General features: G+C 46.2%; 14 protein-coding genes and 1 riboswitch. All 14 genes read left to right on the forward strand.

The window, feature by feature from the left end:
- The first annotated feature begins 44 nt into the window (after nt 1–44).
- A complete protein-coding gene (locus ACZ43I_RS04375; protein WP_344701433.1) occupies nt 45–2,471 on the forward strand; it encodes a DNA translocase FtsK in 2,427 nt (808 codons plus the stop codon).
- Between the two features lie 10 nt (nt 2,472–2,481).
- Nucleotides 2,482–3,747, forward strand: a complete 1,266-nt coding sequence (yfmF, locus tag ACZ43I_RS04380; protein WP_344701434.1) for an EF-P 5-aminopentanol modification-associated protein YfmF — start codon at nt 2,482–2,484, stop codon at nt 3,745–3,747.
- Nucleotides 3,734–5,017 carry an EF-P 5-aminopentanol modification-associated protein YfmH gene (yfmH, locus tag ACZ43I_RS04385; protein ID WP_344701436.1) on the forward strand — a complete coding sequence of 428 codons (1,284 nt, stop codon included), beginning with the start codon at nt 3,734–3,736 and terminating at the stop codon, nt 5,015–5,017. Before yfmF ends, yfmH begins: the two co-directional genes overlap by 14 nt.
- A complete protein-coding gene (locus ACZ43I_RS04390) occupies nt 5,010–5,693 on the forward strand; it encodes an SDR family NAD(P)-dependent oxidoreductase (protein WP_344701515.1) in 684 nt (227 codons plus the stop codon). Before yfmH ends, ACZ43I_RS04390 begins: the two co-directional genes overlap by 8 nt.
- Complete coding sequence (locus tag ACZ43I_RS04395) at nt 5,690–6,520, forward strand: DUF3388 domain-containing protein (RefSeq protein WP_344701438.1); 831 nt, start codon at nt 5,690–5,692, stop codon at nt 6,518–6,520. Before ACZ43I_RS04390 ends, ACZ43I_RS04395 begins: the two co-directional genes overlap by 4 nt.
- Nucleotides 6,521–6,530: 10 nt before the next feature.
- Entirely contained in the window at nt 6,531–7,376 is an 846-nt protein-coding gene (locus ACZ43I_RS04400; RefSeq protein ID WP_344701440.1) for a helix-turn-helix domain-containing protein, read from the forward strand.
- 4 nt (nt 7,377–7,380) lie between these two features.
- Nucleotides 7,381–7,965: a CDP-diacylglycerol--glycerol-3-phosphate 3-phosphatidyltransferase gene (gene pgsA, locus ACZ43I_RS04405; protein WP_344701442.1), complete on the forward strand. Its 585-nt coding sequence runs from the start codon at nt 7,381–7,383 to the stop codon at nt 7,963–7,965.
- A gap of 171 nt (nt 7,966–8,136) precedes the next feature.
- Nucleotides 8,137–9,189 carry a recombinase RecA gene (gene recA, locus ACZ43I_RS04410; RefSeq protein ID WP_344701444.1) on the forward strand — a complete coding sequence of 351 codons (1,053 nt, stop codon included), beginning with the start codon at nt 8,137–8,139 and terminating at the stop codon, nt 9,187–9,189.
- Between the two features lie 157 nt (nt 9,190–9,346).
- Nucleotides 9,347–10,906, forward strand: a complete 1,560-nt coding sequence (gene rny, locus ACZ43I_RS04415; protein WP_344701446.1) for a ribonuclease Y — start codon at nt 9,347–9,349, stop codon at nt 10,904–10,906.
- 79 nt (nt 10,907–10,985) lie between these two features.
- Nucleotides 10,986–11,744 (forward strand): TIGR00282 family metallophosphoesterase, encoded by a 759-nt coding sequence (locus tag ACZ43I_RS04420; RefSeq protein ID WP_344701448.1) that lies wholly within the window; start codon nt 10,986–10,988, stop codon nt 11,742–11,744.
- Between the two features lie 99 nt (nt 11,745–11,843).
- Entirely contained in the window at nt 11,844–13,580 is a 1,737-nt protein-coding gene (locus tag ACZ43I_RS04425) for a 2-oxoacid:acceptor oxidoreductase subunit alpha (protein ID WP_344701450.1), read from the forward strand.
- The gene (locus ACZ43I_RS04430) at nt 13,580–14,446 is read left to right on the forward strand and encodes a 2-oxoacid:ferredoxin oxidoreductase subunit beta (RefSeq protein WP_344701452.1); all 867 of its coding nucleotides are present in this window, start codon (nt 13,580–13,582) and stop codon (nt 14,444–14,446) included. Before ACZ43I_RS04425 ends, ACZ43I_RS04430 begins: the two co-directional genes overlap by 1 nt.
- A gap of 121 nt (nt 14,447–14,567) precedes the next feature.
- On the forward strand, nt 14,568–16,289 hold the full coding sequence (locus tag ACZ43I_RS04435; protein ID WP_344701454.1) for an ABC transporter ATP-binding protein: 1,722 nt from the start codon (nt 14,568–14,570) through the stop codon (nt 16,287–16,289).
- Entirely contained in the window at nt 16,282–18,108 is a 1,827-nt protein-coding gene (locus ACZ43I_RS04440) for an ABC transporter ATP-binding protein (RefSeq protein WP_344701455.1), read from the forward strand. The genes ACZ43I_RS04435 and ACZ43I_RS04440 overlap by 8 nt, the downstream gene beginning before the upstream one ends.
- 48 nt (nt 18,109–18,156) lie before the next feature.
- Nucleotides 18,157–18,247: riboswitch (TPP riboswitch) on the forward strand.
- Nucleotides 18,248–18,288: the final 41 nt, after the last annotated feature.

Here is an 18,288-nt window from a genome sequence, read left to right on the forward strand (position 1 = left end):
ACTGCCAGTTTTGGCAGTCTCATTGTAAATAGGGGGGAATGTCCATGGCCAGAAAGCCAAACAGAACTAAAAAGGCGGGTAGGGCCGTAAGAAAGAAAAAAGACAATAGAAGCTATTACTCCATTTCGGCATTTATCCTCATCGTACTTCTATTCATCACACTGTTCCAACTCGGCGCTGTAGGTACATATTTGGATGCTTTGTTTGCTTATCTTTTCGGAACGAGCCGGTACTTTACATACCTGATGCTGTTTCTTATGAGCATCTACTTGGCAGCAGAACAGAAATTGCCGCTTACACGCCGTATGGGGGGATACTTGCTGCTCCAATTCGGTCTGTTATTTTTATTCCATTCGCTACTGTATATTGTAGACAGGGCGAGCATTGAGAACTTCTATACTTTCAATGATACTCTGGAAACCATTCAAGTAGAGGGCATCCTGCATTTCTTCGGAGGTGGGATTATAGGGCAGATATTATTTGCCTTCTCTTCGACGGGCATTTCCCTGGTGGGAACTCTGTTGCTCGGCCTGATCTTCTTGTATTTCAGCTACTTGATGATCACTTCAAAAGATATCGAGCAATCCCTCTCCAACGATCTGGTCAAAACATCCAAAATGCTGAAAGCCACTGCCGAGAGGACTGCAGTGGGCATCGCACGCCTGTTCTCATTTGCTGTAGATCTGATTCAGAAAGGGTACAGCAAGCTGACCGACAAGCGTATCCAGAGCACTGGTCGACAGGCCAATAAATATGAAGGTGCAAAAGGTAAAGCAAAACCGCAGACGGAAACAAAACAAAGACCGAGACAACTGGAAGACTTCAGCGCCGATGAATCAATCATTGAGACCATGCATGAATACGAACATCAAGAAACCCAATCAGATGCTACAGATTCCGACAACAGCCACAATCAGCCAAAACCTTATGATGAAACAAAAGAGAAGGCTGCAACCTCACAGGAGGATTGGAGCAGAAAAGAACAGGATGTTTCAGAAGAAAGTGATGCTGAAGCGGAGGGTGATGGTGACTCTGATATTTCAACCTTCGACGACGATGAATTGGATCAATTGAAGCAGTATGAACTCCCTTCAATAACGATGTTGAAGGATGCGGAAGTATCAGAGACCGTAAGCAACAAAGAAGTCCTGAAACAAGGCAGGGTTTTGGAAGATACGCTGAAAAACTTCGGAGTCAATGCTAAAGTTTCAAAAATCCGTATCGGCCCAGCTGTGACCCAGTTTGAAATACAGCCGGACATCGGTGTGAAAGTCAGCAAGATCATCAATCTGCAAAATGATATCGCACTCAGCCTTGCTGCCAAGGATATAAGGATTGAAGCTCCGATACCCGGTAAATCGGCAGTTGGTATAGAAGTACCTAATTCTGTGATCAGCATGGTGACGCTGCGTGAAGTACTAAAACGTAAGACTTCCGATAATCCGCTGGAAGTGGCACTCGGGAAAGACATCTCAGGGAGTCCGGTCATGGCTGAACTCAATAAGATGCCCCACTTGCTGGTCGCAGGTGCGACGGGCAGTGGTAAATCAGTTTGCATAAACGGTATCATCCTGAGCATCTTGATGAACGCCAAACCACATGAAGTGAAATTGATGATGATCGACCCGAAGATGGTGGAGTTGAATGTCTATAACGGCATACCGCATCTATTGAGTCCGGTCGTAACGAATCCTCAAAAGGCTAGTGACGCCCTGAATCGGATCGTCAGCGAAATGGAACGGAGATATGATTTATTTTCCCATTCCAACACACGCAATATCGAGGCGTATAACCAATATCTGGAGCGTGAAAGCGAGACTCCGGAGAAGGTCCAGAAACTGCCTTATATCGTGGTTATCATTGATGAGTTGGCAGATCTTATGATGGTCGCCTCCAAAGAGGTTGAAGCTGCGATCACGCGCATCGCCCAGATGGCACGTGCAGCCGGCATCCACCTCATCATCGCAACCCAGAGGCCATCGGTCGACGTCATTACCGGTATCATCAAAGCGAATATACCGTCAAGGATTGCCTTTAGTGTAAGTTCACAGACTGATTCGAGAACCATCCTCGATTCGCAAGGGGCCGAAAAACTGTTGGGCCGTGGCGATATGCTGTATCTGCCTTCAGGGAAATCGAAACCAACACGTGTCCAGGGTGCTTTCCTCTCAGATGGCGAAGTTGGGGACATCGTACACTTCATTACAAGCCAGATGAAGGCCAACTATGAGAAATCGATCATGAATCAACCAGTACAGAAGGAACAAAAAGAATCTGAAGATGAACTCTATCCAGATGCCAAATGGTTTGTAATAGAGCAACAGCGTGCCAGCGCATCACTGCTCCAGCGTCAGTTCAGAGTCGGCTACAACAGGGCCGCAAGGCTGATTGATGATCTTGAAGGAAATGGTGTCATCGGCCCGAGCAGTGGCAGCAAGCCGCGTAATGTACTTATACAGAATGAAGAATAGGGAGTTTTCCATGTATACAGTGAATAAGAATCTATTGAATAATGTGCCATCAGTAATCGTAGAAACCGACAAATTCAAGACCATCACCATCCAACTGGTCTTCAGAAGCATATCAGAGCGTGAACGGGTGACGAAGCGGAATCTTCTTTCCCGCATGATGATAAAGCGGACCGACACTTTTTTAAAGGAAGCGGATCTCTTGAACTACCTCGCCCATCATTATGGTGCCCATCTCACCTCCAACACAGGACGAAAAGGGAGAGACCATACAGTAACCATCGGAATGGAGTTAGTGAACGATAAATTCATCTATGAAGATATGGATATCGTCGGCGAGATGTGCAAACTCCTAAACGAAGTATTGCGGTCGCCATTCAATTATGATGCGTCCGACGAGGACTTCTTCAATAAGGAGAAACGCCTGTACCGCAATCGTCTGAAAAGTATGAAGGACAATCGTGCCCAGGCAAGCTTCCAGGCCATGGTCAATCTAATGTTTGAAGAGGAGGACTACAAGTACTTTTCGTTTGGTGTCCTTGAAGATGTTGAATCCCTTACACTTGAAGATATCAAAGAAGAACATGCCCGCATGATGGCTGAAGATGAACTGAAGATTCTTGCAGTCGGAGCGGTAGATGAAGATATAGAAGATAAGCTTAACAAGATCCATCAGCGCGGAGCGCTCGTGGAACTCAAGCATCAGCCTTATCCGAACAAGACAATTGAACAGGTAAAGAGAGAAACGGACGCCCAAAAGATTGAACAGGCTAAACTGAACATGGGCTTCCGCGTTTCAGACCTGGATCTTCAGGAGAGGATGGCATTCAACGTCATGAATCAGATGTTCGGCGGTTCTGCCTCCTCACTGCTTTTCCAGAATATACGGGAGAAAATGAGCCTTGCCTATCAGATAAGCTCCCAAATCGACGTCCGTAACGGGTATATGTTCGTCATGGGTGGCGTAGATCCTAAAAATGTCAAAAAAGCCGAGTCCGCCATTCTGCGAGAACTCGAGACTCTGCAGCAGGGAGAATTCGATGATGAATTCGTAGAGGAAGTGAAACGTATGATGCGGGTCAACAGAAAAGAAGTGATGGATAAACCGAAAGGCCTGTTGGCGTTGGAGTACAATCGCATGCTTCAGGATGAGCACTCCTCTTCGTGGGAGGAACGTCTGGCGGCGGTTGATAGTGCCATGATAGCCGATGTCAGCAAAAGGGTTGCACTGGACACGGTCTATGTACTTACAAGGAGTGAAGAAGATGAACAAAATTGATTATCCGAAAATAGATGAGCAGGTCTACAAGCACGAGTGTGCCAATGGCCTGACTGTATTTATCATACCTAAACCAGGCTACAGCAAAAAGTTTGCAACATATACGACGAAATATGGTTCCATGGATGATCATTTCATCGTAGGTGGGGAAGAGTATAGAGTGCCGGACGGTATTGCCCATTTCCTTGAACATAAAATGTTCGAAAAGGAGGATGGTGATGTCTTCAATCTATTCTCCAAATGCGGTGCCAATGCTAATGCCTTCACTTCCTATGATCGCACGTCCTATCTTTTCAGTGCTACAGAATCATTCGATCAGAATCTGAAGCTGCTCATGGACATGGTTGAGCAGCCTTACTTCACTGAAGAGACAGTCGAAAAGGAAGTCGGCATCATCAATGAAGAGATCAAGATGTACCAGGATAATCCAGGATACAGGCTCTACTTTGAAACCCTCAATCAGATGTATCACAACTTGCCGGTCAAAGTCGATATAGCAGGTACTGAGGCATCAATCAGTAAGATTACCGCAGACCATCTCTTTTTATGCCACAAGACATTCTACCATCCTTCCAATATGGTGATGATACTCGTCGGTGATTTTGACATAGATGGATTAATCGATTATATTGATGCGCATCAGAATCGCCGGGAGATCGACCCACTCCCTAAACTTGAGAGGGTGCTCCCTTTGGAGCCTAGGGAGATCGTCAAGCGTAAAAACACATTGAAGATGGATGTTGAAGAAACCAAATCAATGATCGGCTTTAAGTACCATCAGGAAGATGACGACACCGAAAATCGCCTTAAGCGCGATCTGTCGATGATGTTCGCATTGGATATGGTCTTTGGGGAACAGTCAGATTTCTATTATGAGCTTATGGATAAAGGGCTCATAGACGATTCGTTCAATTTCAGCCACATTGAAGAAAGTGATTTTTCCCATGCCCTTTTCGCTACGAATACTGAAGAGCCAGATGCATTTGCTGCAGAAATCCGCAATATCATCGAATCGGTCAAAATGGGTGGCTTCTTTACAGAAGAGAAACTCATGAACCAGAAAAGGGAAGTGATAGGCGATTATCTGGCCAGCTTGAATTCTCCGGAGTATATCGCAAACCAATATACAAAATATTACCTGGATGGCTATGACCTCTACAAATTGCTTGAAGTAATCGAAGAAATCACCATCCAGGAAGTGGAGACCCACTTTATCGATGTCATGGATCCCGAATACATGGTAGAGTGTATATTGAAACGTGATGTCTAGATATGTCATAGTAGGCAGCACCGGAGATATCGGCAAAAAGCTCCATGAGCAGCTGTCGACTGAAGAGACCATCACTTTTTCCAGAGAGAAAGAGCCGGAATATGAAAGCACCCACCATTTCCTTGATCTTAGCCATGCGCAGGATAAGACGGTCATTGAAGGTTTCTTCAACGGGGTGGATGGCATTGATGGATTGATATGGTGTCCGGGGTATAGCTTATTCAGCCTGGTCCAGGACACCGCCCTCGATGAAGTCGACGCCCAGTACAACATATCCATTCGTAATCTTGTCGCCTTCATACAAGTGCTGCTGCCGAAACTCAGAAGAAAAAAAGGCAGAATCATCGTCATCACTTCCATCTGGGGGCGGCACGGAGCCAGTTATGAAAGTATATATGCTTCCATGAAAGGGGCTCAGGAAGCACTCATCAAATCTTTGGCGAAAGAATTGGCCCCAACCGGTGTAACGGTGAACGGAGTGGCACCAGGGATAGTTGAAGGTTCGATGACAGCACTACTTTCAGAGGCCGACCAGCACCATCTGCTGGAAGAACTGCCGCAGGCCTGCTACGTAAAACCAGCAGAAGTGATGCATGCTGTACAGTATCTGCTGCATGAAAATGCCCAATCTGTAACCGGTGAAATAATGAATGTTAACGGGGGATGGTATACATGAGTTCTACAGACAGCAATAAGACGAGATACCCAGAACGAAATATCGAACAATATATGGAATATGAAATCATCAATAACCGGCCAGGGCTGCTTGGGGATATCTCATCCCTACTCGGCAACCTCGGAATCAGCATCGACACCATAAATGGGGTAGAGAATGAAAGACGGGGTTTGCTGATCCGCACGGATGAGCTGAACAAATTGAAGCGTTTTGAACTGATGAGTGCGTATATCGACGACATCAATATTCTTAAAATAAGGAAGCCTCAAGTAAGGGATCGTCTGGCAGTACGGCATGGCCGCTTCATCAAAAGGGCCGAAGATGACAAGAAGATTTTCCGTTTCACACGGGAAGAGATCGGGATACTTGTCGATTTCCTGGCCGAACTGTTTAAGGAAGACGGTCATAAAATGATCGGCGTCCGAGGTATGCCCCGCGTCGGTAAAACGGAATCCATTGTTGCAGCCAGTGTGACCGCGAAGAAAAAATGGCTTTTCCTATCTTCGACCTTGATCAAGCAGACGGAGCGCACAACTCTCATTAAAGGGGAGTACGACCAGAGTAATGTCTTCATCATCGATGGTGCGGTTACGAACAAATCGACCAATGAAGAGCATAAAAGCCTCATCAGGGAAGTGATGCGCTTCCCGGCTGTAAAGGTCATAGAGCATCCGGATCTGTTTGTGGACGGCATGAATTATACTCTTGCCGATTATGACTACATCATAGAGCTTAGGGAAGATGAAGATCAGGAGATAACCTATGAAAAACATCAGAAACAACACTGGTTCCAAGATGAAGATATGAGCTTCTTCGGCGGGATGTAGGGAGGTTGCCATGAAACTTGGTACTTATTTAAAGGATAAAAGAGAAAAGGCAGGCATCACCCTGAAGGAGATGCAGGAGAAGTCGGGACTCAGGAAAGATATCATCCATATTATAGAAGCGGGGGACTTAAATGCCTTGCCAGAACCTAGACATGCAGAGTTCCTCATTCAACAATATGCAGATGCAGTTGGCTTGGACCATGATAAGCTAAAGGAGCGCTTCGCCAGTGACCTACCCGACGATGGTGATCTGAATGAGAAAAGAAGAAGCCATCCTGACGATGAGGAATATAAATATTTCAAGAGGACAATCATCGGATTCCTTGGCATCATTCTAAGCTTGTTTATAATTTGGATGGTCCTACTGCAGATTGGTTCTGAGGCGGATGTGTTTGAAGAGAAGCCAATCTACGATTTCGATGAAAAGACTGCCGCATCCAAAGAGCCTGAGGAAAATTCTGAAGAAGAGAAGGATACCGTTGATGAATCAAGTACGGAGGAGGCTACTGAAGAGGAGGACGAAACAGATGATGCGCAATCAACATCCGATTATACCTTCAACAGTTCAGATGGCGCCACCTTCTACTATGATATCAAAGTGTCTTCCCCCCTTGTGATTGGTCTATCTGGAGAGACGCCATCCTGGGTGACGCTGACGGATGACGCAGGCAATAATTATGCCTATGAGACATTATCCGAGGGAGAATTTGAAATCTCTGAAGAAGCCAATGTGCTGTATCTCACTTTAGGCGATGCAACGAATTTCAATGTGGAAATCGATGGAGAACGTCTGCAGAACCCTAAGCAGGGAGATGCGGTCACCGTATATTACGAATTCAATCTGATAAAGGAGTAGTATAATGAATATACCCAATCAGCTCACCGTCTTCAGAGTCATACTCATCCCAATCTTCCTCATTTTCATACTGATAGATTTCGGTTGGGGCAGCATTCAGGTCCTGGGCGGCGAGGAAGTTTCACTCAGCAGGTTCATTGCAGCGATAATATTCGTTATAGCCGCGCTGACGGATTTTCTTGATGGTTATCTTGCGAGGAAATGGAACCTGATCACCAATATGGGGAAATTCCTTGATCCATTAGCAGATAAATTGCTCGTTACTACAGGATTGATCGTCCTGGTAGAGCTGCAAGTGATATCTTCGTGGATCGCAGTCATCATAATAGCAAGAGAGTTCGCTGTAACCGGCCTAAGACTGCTTCAGATAGAGCAGGGTTATGTAAGTGCAGCGGGGCAACTTGGTAAGATAAAGACCGTATTCCAGATGATTGCCCTTGTAATGTTGCTTTTTGGTGATATGTTTACAGAATATACGCCATTTTCCCTTGGTATGACAGCAATGTACATCGCCGTCTTCTTCACCATCCTGTCTGGCGTCGAGTATTTCTACAAAGGCCGTGCGGTATTCAGTGGCAATGAAAAATGATGGCTGCAGCCCTTGTAGACTGTTATCAGCAATCTGAGCAGATGAATCTACAATACTCAATATACCGGGGATATTTGTGCAGAATCCGATGACTCACATACGAATATATGTTCGCATGGATTCGTGGATTATGTTATAATATATTATGAAATGAATTAATGGAGGGTAATTATGGACGAGAGACAAAAAGCGATAGATACAGTGATAAAAAATATGGAAAAGTCATTCGGCAAAGGCGCGGTCATGAAACTTGGGGACGATGCGGGACGCAAAGTGTCAACGGTTTCCTCAGGTTCCATCACACTGGATAAAGCACTTGGTGTAGGTGGCTACCCGAAAGGAAGAATCATAGAAATCTATGGTCCGGAATCTTCCGGTAAAACTACAGTGGCACTCCATGCCATTGCAGAAGCTCAAAAAAATGGCGGCATTGCAGCATTTATAGATGCTGAACACGCCTTGGATCCTGACTACGCCCAAAATCTCGGAGTCGATATAGAAAACTTGTATCTATCACAACCGGACACGGGGGAACAGGCCCTTGAAATAACGGAGGCATTCGTCAGAAGTGGCGCTGTTGACATAGTAGTCGTCGACTCGGTTGCGGCGTTGACGCCTAAAGCTGAAATTGAAGGCGAGATGGGTGACGCGCACGTGGGACTGCAGGCGCGCCTGATGTCCCAGGCGCTGAGAAAACTCTCCGGCGCCATTTCGAAAAGTAATACCACAGCGATGTTCATCAACCAGATCCGTGAAAAAGTCGGTGTCATGTTCGGTAATCCTGAAACGACATCAGGCGGCCGGGCACTTAAATTCTACAGTTCTGTCCGTCTGGAAGTAAGGCGTGCCGAACAGCTGAAGCTTGGTCAGGAGATTGTAGGTAACCGCACTAAGATCAAAGTTGTGAAAAACAAGGTCGCACCTCCTTTCCGTGTTGCAGAAGTCGATATAATGTATGGTAAAGGCATTTCAAAAACAGGCGAGATGATCGATCTTGGTGTCGAGTACGACATTGTAGAGAAAAGCGGTGCTTGGTATTCCTACGAAGGGGAGCGCCTTGGTCAAGGTAAAGAAAACGCCAAGGAACACCTTACGAATAATCCTGCCACCCTTGATGAGATTGAAAGGAAATTGCGTTCTGCACTTGGCTTTGGGGGCGAAGCTAAGGAAGAGGAAATCGAAGAGCCGGCAGAAGAAACCCTTTTTGAAGAAGATGAATCATAAAAAAACAAGCCTTCACAGAGCGCAAGTATCGGGATGCTAAATTGATATTCCTGGTGCTTGCGTTTTCGTATGATTATCTTTAGAATTGAATCTATATAATATTTGTTTCAATGTATTATATAATTGAGGAATAGAGCTTGTAGGAGAGGTGTTTATTATGGACATGATAGACATTTTCTTAATCTTGCTCGGTATTTTTCTAGGTGTTGTAATCGGATATTTTATTGTAAAAAATATTTTGACCAAAAAGCAGCAGGAGGCGCGTGTTTCCGCAGAACATATTATCAGTGAAGCGAATAAGCAGGCGGAGAACCTCAAAAAAGAGAAGTTGCTTGAGGCAAAAGAAGAGAACCAGAATCTCAAGGATGCATTTGAACGTGAATCCACTGAGAAGAAAGAGGAACTCAGATCTCAAGAATCCAGGCTTTTGAATAGAGAACAAGTGCTTGACAGAAAAAGTGAAGTGCTTGATAAAAAAGACGAAGCTCTGGAAGTGAAGGAAGCTAAAATTGAAGAAAAGCAGCAAATGGTTGATGCCGAGGATCAGAAGATTAAAGAAATTATCAGTCGACATGAAGAAGAACTGACCCGCATCTCCGGGCTCACCCGTGAAGAGGCACGCAAAGAAATTTTCGACGACGTGGAGCGTGAACTGTCACATGACATGGCTGTCATGGTCAAGGAGAAAGAGAACGAGATGAAGCTTGATGTGGATAAGAAGGCAAAAGAACTTCTTGCATCCACCGCCCAGCGTTACGCTGCGGAATATACGAGCGAATCGACAGTATCAGTAGTAACTCTGCCGAATGATGAAATGAAAGGCAGGATCATCGGCCGTGAAGGGCGCAACATCCGGACGCTTGAAACGCTGACGGGTGTCGATCTCATAATCGATGACACGCCTGAAGCAGTCATCCTCTCAGGATTCGATCCGATTCGTAGGGCCATCGCCAAAAATGCATTGGAAGCCCTTGTACAGGACGGTAGGATCCATCCAGGCCGCATCGAAGAGATGGTCGATAAGGCGAGACGCAACATGGAGACGAGCATTCGTGATGCAGGTGAGGCAGCTGCATTCGAACTGGATATCCACAATCTCCATCCAGAGCTTATCAAGCACCTTGGCAAGATGAAATATCGACTCAGTTATGGACAGAATGTGCTTAAGCACTCTGTTGAGGTGGGTTATCTTGCAGGTATGCTTGCCAGCGAATTGGGAGAAGATGTCCAGCTCGCCAAACGTGCCGGCCTGCTGCATGATATCGGCAAGGCCATCGACCACGAAATGGACGGCAGCCACGTTGAAATTGGCGTTCAGCTCGGAAAGCGTTATAAGGAACCTGACACAGTCATCAATGCCATCCACTCCCATCATGGTGATGTGGAACCGACAAGCATCATTTCAATCCTTGTCGCTGCAGCGGATGCACTGAGTGCTGCACGCCCGGGTGCACGTAGAGAAACACTTGAGAACTATGTCAAACGCCTTGAAAGGCTTGAATCGATTGCAGAAGGCTATGAGGGCGTTGAAAAGACATTCGCCATTCAAGCTGGTCGTGAAATCCGGGTGATGGTGAAACCGGATGAATTGGATGACTTGAAAGCACACCGTCTAGCGCGGGACATCAAGAAGCAGATTGAAGAAGAACTTCAATATCCAGGACACATCAAAGTAACGGTCGTCCGTGAAATGCGAGCAGTCGAGTATGCAAAATAAAGAGGCCAGCAGGCATGCCTGCTGGTCTTTTCTATTACCATGACCAAAAATATAAAATGGATTAAAGGATGGATCTATAATGCGAATACTATTCATTGGAGATATTGTGGGAAAAGTAGGGCGACGGATGCTGAATGCGCACCTGCTTGATCTAAAAAGGCAGCATGGCGCTCAAGTGGCCATTGTGAATGGTGAAAATGCCGCGCATGGCAAAGGTATTACCGAGAAGATATATAAGGAATTATTGACGGCGGGTGCTGATTTCATTACTTTAGGCAATCATGCATTCGCCAAAAGGGAAATCTACCCATTTCTTGAGGGTGATGTGCGTATGGTACGTCCGGCAAACTTTCCGGAAGGTGCCCCGGGCAAAGGACACGGAGTCATCAACGTGAACGGTAAGATGCTTCAGATCATCAATCTCCAGGCCAGAAGCTTCATGGATCCGATAGACTGTCCATTCAAAAAGGCGGATGAAATACTGAAACATTCGGAAGCGGATGAGATATTCGTCGATTTCCATAGTGAGACGACAAGTGAGAGCCTCGCCATGGGACATTACCTGGACGGCAGGGTAGGTGCTGTAGTCGGCACCCACACGCATGTACAGACAAATGATGAACAAGTATTGCCGCAGGGTACGAAATATATTACCGATGTCGGGATGACTGGTTTCAAAGACGGAATCCTCGGGATACGCAAAGAAGAAGTCATCGAACGGTTCATCCATCAAATGCCCGTCAGGCATAACGTCCCTGAAGAAGGGGCGGGGATACTATCCGGTGTCATCATTGATACGAAGATGAATAAAATCAGTAAGATACGTATTGAGGAATAGGCTCATCCGATAGACTGATTTTCATCGCATAACCATCATGAAGATCGAAAAACATGCCGTATTTTGGTATATTAGCATAAGGACAAGGAGGCAATGTTTATGAAAGAGCAATTGTCATGGAAAGTCGGCGGGCAGCAAGGTGAGGGCATCGAGTCGACCGGAGAGATCTTTTCAACAACCCTAAACAGGATGGGATACCATCTATATAGCTACAGACATTTTTCAAGCCGTATAAAAGGCGGCCATACAAATAATAATGTGAGAATATCGACTAAAGAAGTTCGAGCAGTGAGCGACCATACGAATATACTGGTCGCCTTCGACCAGCAGACCATAGATTTGAACAGTCATGAACTCGTTCAGGGCGGGATTGTGCTTGCAGACAGCAAGTTCGATCCAAAAAAGGAAGAGGATTTGGATATCCAACTCATATCAATTCCATTTACAGCCACTGCCAAGAAGCTTGGCAGTCAGCTGATGAAGAACATGGTGGCGGTGGGTGCAAGTGCGCGCCTGATGAATCTTGAGCTGCAGCCATTCAAAGATATGATCTATACAATGTTCATCCGTAAGGGCGAACAGATTGTAGAAAGCAATAATCAGGCAATATTGGCCGGATACAACTTGATGGATGAGCAGATGCCTGACATTGACGGAGATTTTGAACTGGAGCCTACAGATGGCGAAAGTCAGCTTTTCCTGATCGGCAATGATGCCATCAGTTTTGGCGCACTCAATGCCGGCGTGCGTTTCATGGCTGCCTACCCGATCACTCCAGCGAGTGAAATCATGGAATATATGATAGACAACCTCCCGAAACTCGGCGGTACCGTAATCCAGACTGAAGATGAGATTTCAGCAGTGACTATGGCGATTGGTTCAAACTATGCCGGCGCGAGAAGTTTCACTTCTTCAGCTGGACCGGGCCTGTCGCTGATGATGGAATCAATCGGCCTATCGGGTATGACTGAAACGCCACTCGTCATAGTTGACACGATGCGCGGGGGGCCGTCGACCGGTCTTCCGACGAAGCAGGAGCAGTCAGACCTGATGCAGATGATATATGGCACGCACGGAGACATCCCCAAAATCGTACTGGCTCCGTCCGACGTGGAAGATGCGTTCTATACGACGATGGAAGCATTCAACCTGGCTGAATATTATCAGGTGCCGGTCATACTGCTTTCCGACCTTCAGATGTCCCTCGGCAAACAGTCTTCACGGCCATTTGACCAGTCCCGTGTCGAAATAAACAGGGGCAAGACAATTACAGAAGAAATCGATAATGATGAGGATTATTTTGAGCGCTACAGTGATGAGGAGGACGGCATTTCGCCGCGTCCGATACCAGGCGTCAAAGGCGGTATCCACCATGTCACCGGTGTAGAACACAGTACGGTCGGGACACCTAACGAGGGTGCAGAGAACCGCATGACCCAAATGGACAAGCGAATGAGGAAGCTGAAAGACTTTACAATGGATGAACCATTCAAAGTGCACGGTGGAATCGAAAGCGACCTGCTCATAATCAGCATTCTGAGCGTCAACGGCGTGGTCAATGAAGCTGCCGAGAGGATAGATGCAGACATCACCACCATCAGCCTGAAGCAGATTCATCCATTCCCAGCGAAACTCCTCAAGCCTTATCTTGATGGGGCGAAAGATATTCTCGTGATTGAGCACAACTATAGTGGTCAACTCCATAGTATCCTGAAGATGAACTATTATGGCCATGACCGTATGAATTCCCATGTAAAATATGATGGGACCCCTTTTAAGCCTGATGAGATTGAAGCACATATCAATTCGATTCTGAAAATAAAGGAAGTTATGTAATGGCGACATTTAAAGATTTTAGAAATAATATCAAACCAAACTGGTGTCCAGGATGCGGAGATTTCAGTGTCCAGGCAGCCATCCAGAAAGCGTGTGCGGCCAACGGACTTGAACCTGATGAACTTGCTGTCATAACAGGGATAGGATGTAGTGGACGTTTGAGCGGATATATCAAGTCCTATGGTTTCCACGCAACCCATGGACGCAGTCTGCCTGTAGCACAAGGTGTCAAAATGGCGAATGATGAACTGACGGTGATTGCTGCCGGCGGTGACGGTGATGGTTTTGCCATCGGCATGGGCCACACTGTGCATGCATTGAAACGCAATATCGATATCACATACATCGTCATGGATAATCAGGTCTACGGTCTGACTAAAGGGCAGACATCGCCTTCTTCCGGCAAAGGTTTCGTTACGAAGACGACGCCGGACGGCTCGAAGGAAGATCCGATCCAGCCGATACGGACTGCCATGGCCAGCGGTGCGACATTTGTGGCACAGAGCGTCAGCTCAGACATCAAACAGCTGACTGCCATCATCCAGCAGGCAATGGACCACAAAGGATTCAGCTTCGTCAACGTATTCAGCCCGTGTGTCACATACAATAAGGTGAACACTTATGATTGGTTCAAAGAGAACCTGGTGGCTGTAGAAGATTTGGATGATTACGATCATACGGACGCAGAAAATGCAATGCAGCATGTCATGGCGAATAATGGCCTTCTTAAAGGGATCATCTACCATGACGCGGAATCAAAATCCTATCAGGAAAACATAGAAGGCTATCTCGATCAGCCTCTTGTCAAAAGGGATATGACGCTTGAAGATGAAACATTCGATGAGCTGATGGCGGCATTCCGATAAGTTGATGCATTCGAAGCAGATGTGCTTCGAATGCATTTTTATTTAGACTGTCAAAATAGATTGAATTATGTCATAATTACTATAATACTTCGGTAATCGAAAGAAAAAAGGGTGGAAGAAATTGCTGACAGTCTATAAATTCGCATTGAAATATAAGTGGTTCATGGCCATTGCCCTCTTCTTTATGCTGATAGAGTTGACGGTTGAACTCACTCAACCCTATCTGATATCCAAGGTCATAGATGATGGGATTGTGGCAGAAAGCATCGACACTGTGTGGTTCTACCTGATCGTCATGTTCGCCATCAGTATGGTGGCGTTTATAAGCGGGATAATGAACTCCCTCTTTGCAAGTCATGTGGCAAACAGTTTCAGCTATGACCTGCGCACAGCACTTTTTCGACGGGTCCAATATTTTACACTGGCGACATTGTCCAAATTTCCAACCTCGAGCCTCATTACGCGTATGACCCAGGATGTATTGCAGTCTGAGATGCTGCTGTATATGTCATTGAGGGTGATCATCAAGGCACCATTGCTTGTTGTCGGTTCCCTCATCATGTCTTTTGTCGTCAACCCGACGCTTGGATTCTATCTCTCCTTTCTTACACCTCTCCTTCTTATCTTCTTGATTTTTACAGCGAGAAAAGGTGGACAGATATTCTTAAGGGTCCAAAAACGGCTGGATAAGATAAACCGGTTCATCCAGCAGAATCTAGAAGCTGTAAGGCTGATCAAGGCAAACGACCGTGCCGATTTTGAGATCAGCAAATTCAGCAAAGTGGCAGGGCGCCTGCGCGACGATACCATATATGCCCTGAGATTGATGGAATCCATCATGCCAGTGCTCCTCCTCATCATCAACGGCAGTCTGCTAGTCGTACTTTGGATGGCCTCAGATCTTTTGCAGAACAATACCATCCAAGTGGGTGAAGTGGTGGCCGTAGTAAACTATGCATTAAGGATGCAAGGCGGATTTTCAATGTTTGCATTCATCATCATCGCCTTCAGCCGCTCCAAAGCTTCGAGCGACCGCATGGAAGAAGTGCTGAAATCCCCAATCAGCATAAATGATAATGCAGAGATCGTTAAAGAAAACCAGGCAGGGTCGGTTAAATTCGAAGGAGTCTCTTTCAAATACCCAGGTTCTTCCCGCTACGTGTTGCGCGATATCAGTTTTGAAGTCCGTGAAAAAGAGAAATTTATCATCATGGGCGGGACCGGCTCAGGAAAAAGCACGCTGCTCAGCCTGATACCTAAAATGTATGAGACAGAGGAAGGTAACATCTACATCAACGGACGGGACATCAAAGAATGGAATGAAGAAGACCTAAGACAGGCCATCGGATATGTCCCACAATCAGCGGTGCTCTTCTCGGGAAGTATATTCGAGAATCTGCTGTGGGGTGACTTGGAAGCATTGGAATCCGATATCTTCACATCAACCCAAAAAGCCCAGATCCATAATTCCATCGAATCGTTCGATCATCGTTATGATACAAGAGTCGGACAAAGGGGCGTAACATTGTCTGGTGGACAGAAGCAGCGGCTGTCGATAGCGCGTGCACTTGTCAGGAAGCCAGGGATACTTATATTGGATGACAGCACTTCAGCGCTTGATATAAGAACGGAATCTGCCCTTTGGGAAGCGATCAGGGAAGAAGAAACCACCCAGATCATCGTGACGCAGAAGATAGTCACCGCTAAGATGGCAGATCGTATTCTGCTGCTTGAGGGCGGGAAGATCAATGCGCTCGGTTCGCACGAAGAACTGCTGCAGCAGTCCGACTTGTACCGTTCAATAGTGGAATCACAGACGGAAGGAGGGCAATTGGATGATTGATTTCATAAAGAAACCGTTTGGACACGAACCTGTCCTCACTAAGGAAGAAATCAAAAATAAGAAGAATAAAGACGATCAGCGTCGTGCCAACGATATTTCTGGCACCTTGAAAAGGCTCTGGAAATTTATCTCGGAAGAGCGTAAGCTTCTCTATTCGATCATCTTCCTGGTGACCTTGACGAGTCTGCTCAGCATTACCGGTCCGTTCCTTGTTGGCTATATCGTAGACAATTATTTCGTACCGCGTGAGTTTGACGGGCTCGGCCGCATATTGATTTTTCTCCTTGTCATCTATATACTGCTCTCCTCCATACAGTACACAGCGGCTTTCTTCATGGTGGGCTTGTCTCAGAGGACGATATACAAACTGCGCTCGCGGCTGTTTTCGCACATGCAGAAGCTCCCCGTAAGATTTTTTGATAAGAGGCAGCATGGCGAGCTGATGAGCCGGATGACAAACGACATCGAAACTATTTCCCAGACGTTGAACACTTCATTTATCCAGTTTACGACAAGTGTCGTGACTTTGATTGGTACAATCAGTGTAATGCTTTATCTCAGTCCACTGTTGACGTTATTGACGGTCACGATCATACCGATATTGATTGTGGCAGTGGCATTCATCACAAAGCGGACGGGGCCGCTTTATAAAAAAAGGCAGAGGGCCACGGGTGAAATGAATGGTTATATCGAAGAGATGGTATCCGGTCAGGAAATCGTTAAAGTATTCTCCCAAGAAGAAACGGCCATACGCAATTTCAGCGAGAAGGCTGCGAACTTAAGGGAAATCACTTTTTGGGCCTTCCTCTATGCAGGTTTGATTCCAAAGATCATGAACATGCTGAATAATGTCAGCTTTACGATTGTTGCCGGGGCCGGTGGCCTGCTCGTGTTCTATACAGATGGGCTTGTGACCATCGGGACGATTGTGGTCTTTGCTGAATATGCCCGCCAATTCACACGGCCTCTGGCTGACCTTTCGAATCAGTTTAACCAAGTGCTGTCGGCTCTTGCCGGAGCAGAGCGGGTTTTTGGGATCATCGATTCTGAAACTGAAACAGATAGAGGGCATCTTGAGGATGTGACGATCCGCGGAGAAATAGAATTTGACGACGTCTCATTCTCTTATGATGCTGATCAAGAGAAGCCAACGATCAATCATCTGAGCTTCAAGATCGATGCCGGTGAATCGGTCGCGCTCATAGGTTCAACTGGTGCAGGCAAGACGACGGTAATGCAGCTGCTTGCCCGTTTCTACGAGACGGACAAAGGTGAAATCCGTATCGATGACCGGAACATATTGGATTATAAACGTACAGCAGTGCGTTCACAGACAGCTTTTGTGCTTCAGGATCCATACCTGTTCGAGGCGACGATCCGCGAAAATATACGATATGGTAAATTGGATGCGACAGATGATGAGGTCATTGAAGCGGCAAAATTGGCTAATGCCCATGAGTTCATCATAGAGCTTGAGAATGGCTATGATACTGTGCTCGAGGCTGATGAGGGCTTCGTCTCACAAGGACAGAAACAACTCATTTCCATAGCGAGAGCACTGATAACTGATCCGGCGATACTGTTGCTTGATGAGGCGACGAGCAGCATAGACACGGTTACGGAACTGAAGATCCAGGAGGCGCTTGAACGATTGATGAAGGACCGTACAAGCATCATCATCGCGCATAGATTGAATACAATCAAAGCCGTGGACCGTATATTCGTCATGGAACTCGGTGAACTCGTTGAAAGCGGCAGTGAAGAAGAACTGCTTAAAGCGGGTGGTAAATATCATCAAATGATTGCGGACAATAACTGATTTTACAAAAGTCTGAGAATACGCTATCATGGAGTTAATTGAATAACAGCACACCACTAGGGGTGTCCTTTTGGACTGAGAATTACCCTTATCACCTGATCTAGATCATACTAGCGTAGGGAAGTGGCATATTACATAAAATTATAATATGCACACCACTACATTAGTGGTGTGCTTTTT

It is taken from the genome of Salinicoccus jeotgali, from assembly GCF_055379195.1.

Excerpts from the sequence above, each read along its gene's own strand:
- yfmF (WP_344701434.1), top strand. The coding sequence starts at position 2,482 with ATGTATACAGTGAATAAGAATCTATTGAATAATGTGCCATCAGTAATC.
- ACZ43I_RS04430 (WP_344701452.1), top strand. The coding sequence starts at position 13,580 with ATGGCGACATTTAAAGATTTTAGAAATAATATCAAACCAAACTGGTGT.
- recA (WP_344701444.1), top strand. The coding sequence starts at position 8,137 with ATGGACGAGAGACAAAAAGCGATAGATACAGTGATAAAAAATATGGAA.
- ACZ43I_RS04425 (WP_344701450.1), top strand. The coding sequence starts at position 11,844 with ATGAAAGAGCAATTGTCATGGAAAGTCGGCGGGCAGCAAGGTGAGGGC.
- ACZ43I_RS04420 (WP_344701448.1), top strand. The coding sequence starts at position 10,986 with ATGCGAATACTATTCATTGGAGATATTGTGGGAAAAGTAGGGCGACGG.
- pgsA (WP_344701442.1), top strand. The coding sequence starts at position 7,381 with ATGAATATACCCAATCAGCTCACCGTCTTCAGAGTCATACTCATCCCA.
- rny (WP_344701446.1), top strand. The coding sequence starts at position 9,347 with ATGGACATGATAGACATTTTCTTAATCTTGCTCGGTATTTTTCTAGGT.
- ACZ43I_RS04395 (WP_344701438.1), top strand. The coding sequence starts at position 5,690 with ATGAGTTCTACAGACAGCAATAAGACGAGATACCCAGAACGAAATATC.
- ACZ43I_RS04400 (WP_344701440.1), top strand. The coding sequence starts at position 6,531 with ATGAAACTTGGTACTTATTTAAAGGATAAAAGAGAAAAGGCAGGCATC.
- ACZ43I_RS04440 (WP_344701455.1), top strand. The coding sequence starts at position 16,282 with ATGATTGATTTCATAAAGAAACCGTTTGGACACGAACCTGTCCTCACT.
- ACZ43I_RS04390 (WP_344701515.1), top strand. The coding sequence starts at position 5,010 with ATGTCTAGATATGTCATAGTAGGCAGCACCGGAGATATCGGCAAAAAG.
- yfmH (WP_344701436.1), top strand. The coding sequence starts at position 3,734 with ATGAACAAAATTGATTATCCGAAAATAGATGAGCAGGTCTACAAGCAC.
- ACZ43I_RS04375 (WP_344701433.1), top strand. The coding sequence starts at position 45 with ATGGCCAGAAAGCCAAACAGAACTAAAAAGGCGGGTAGGGCCGTAAGA.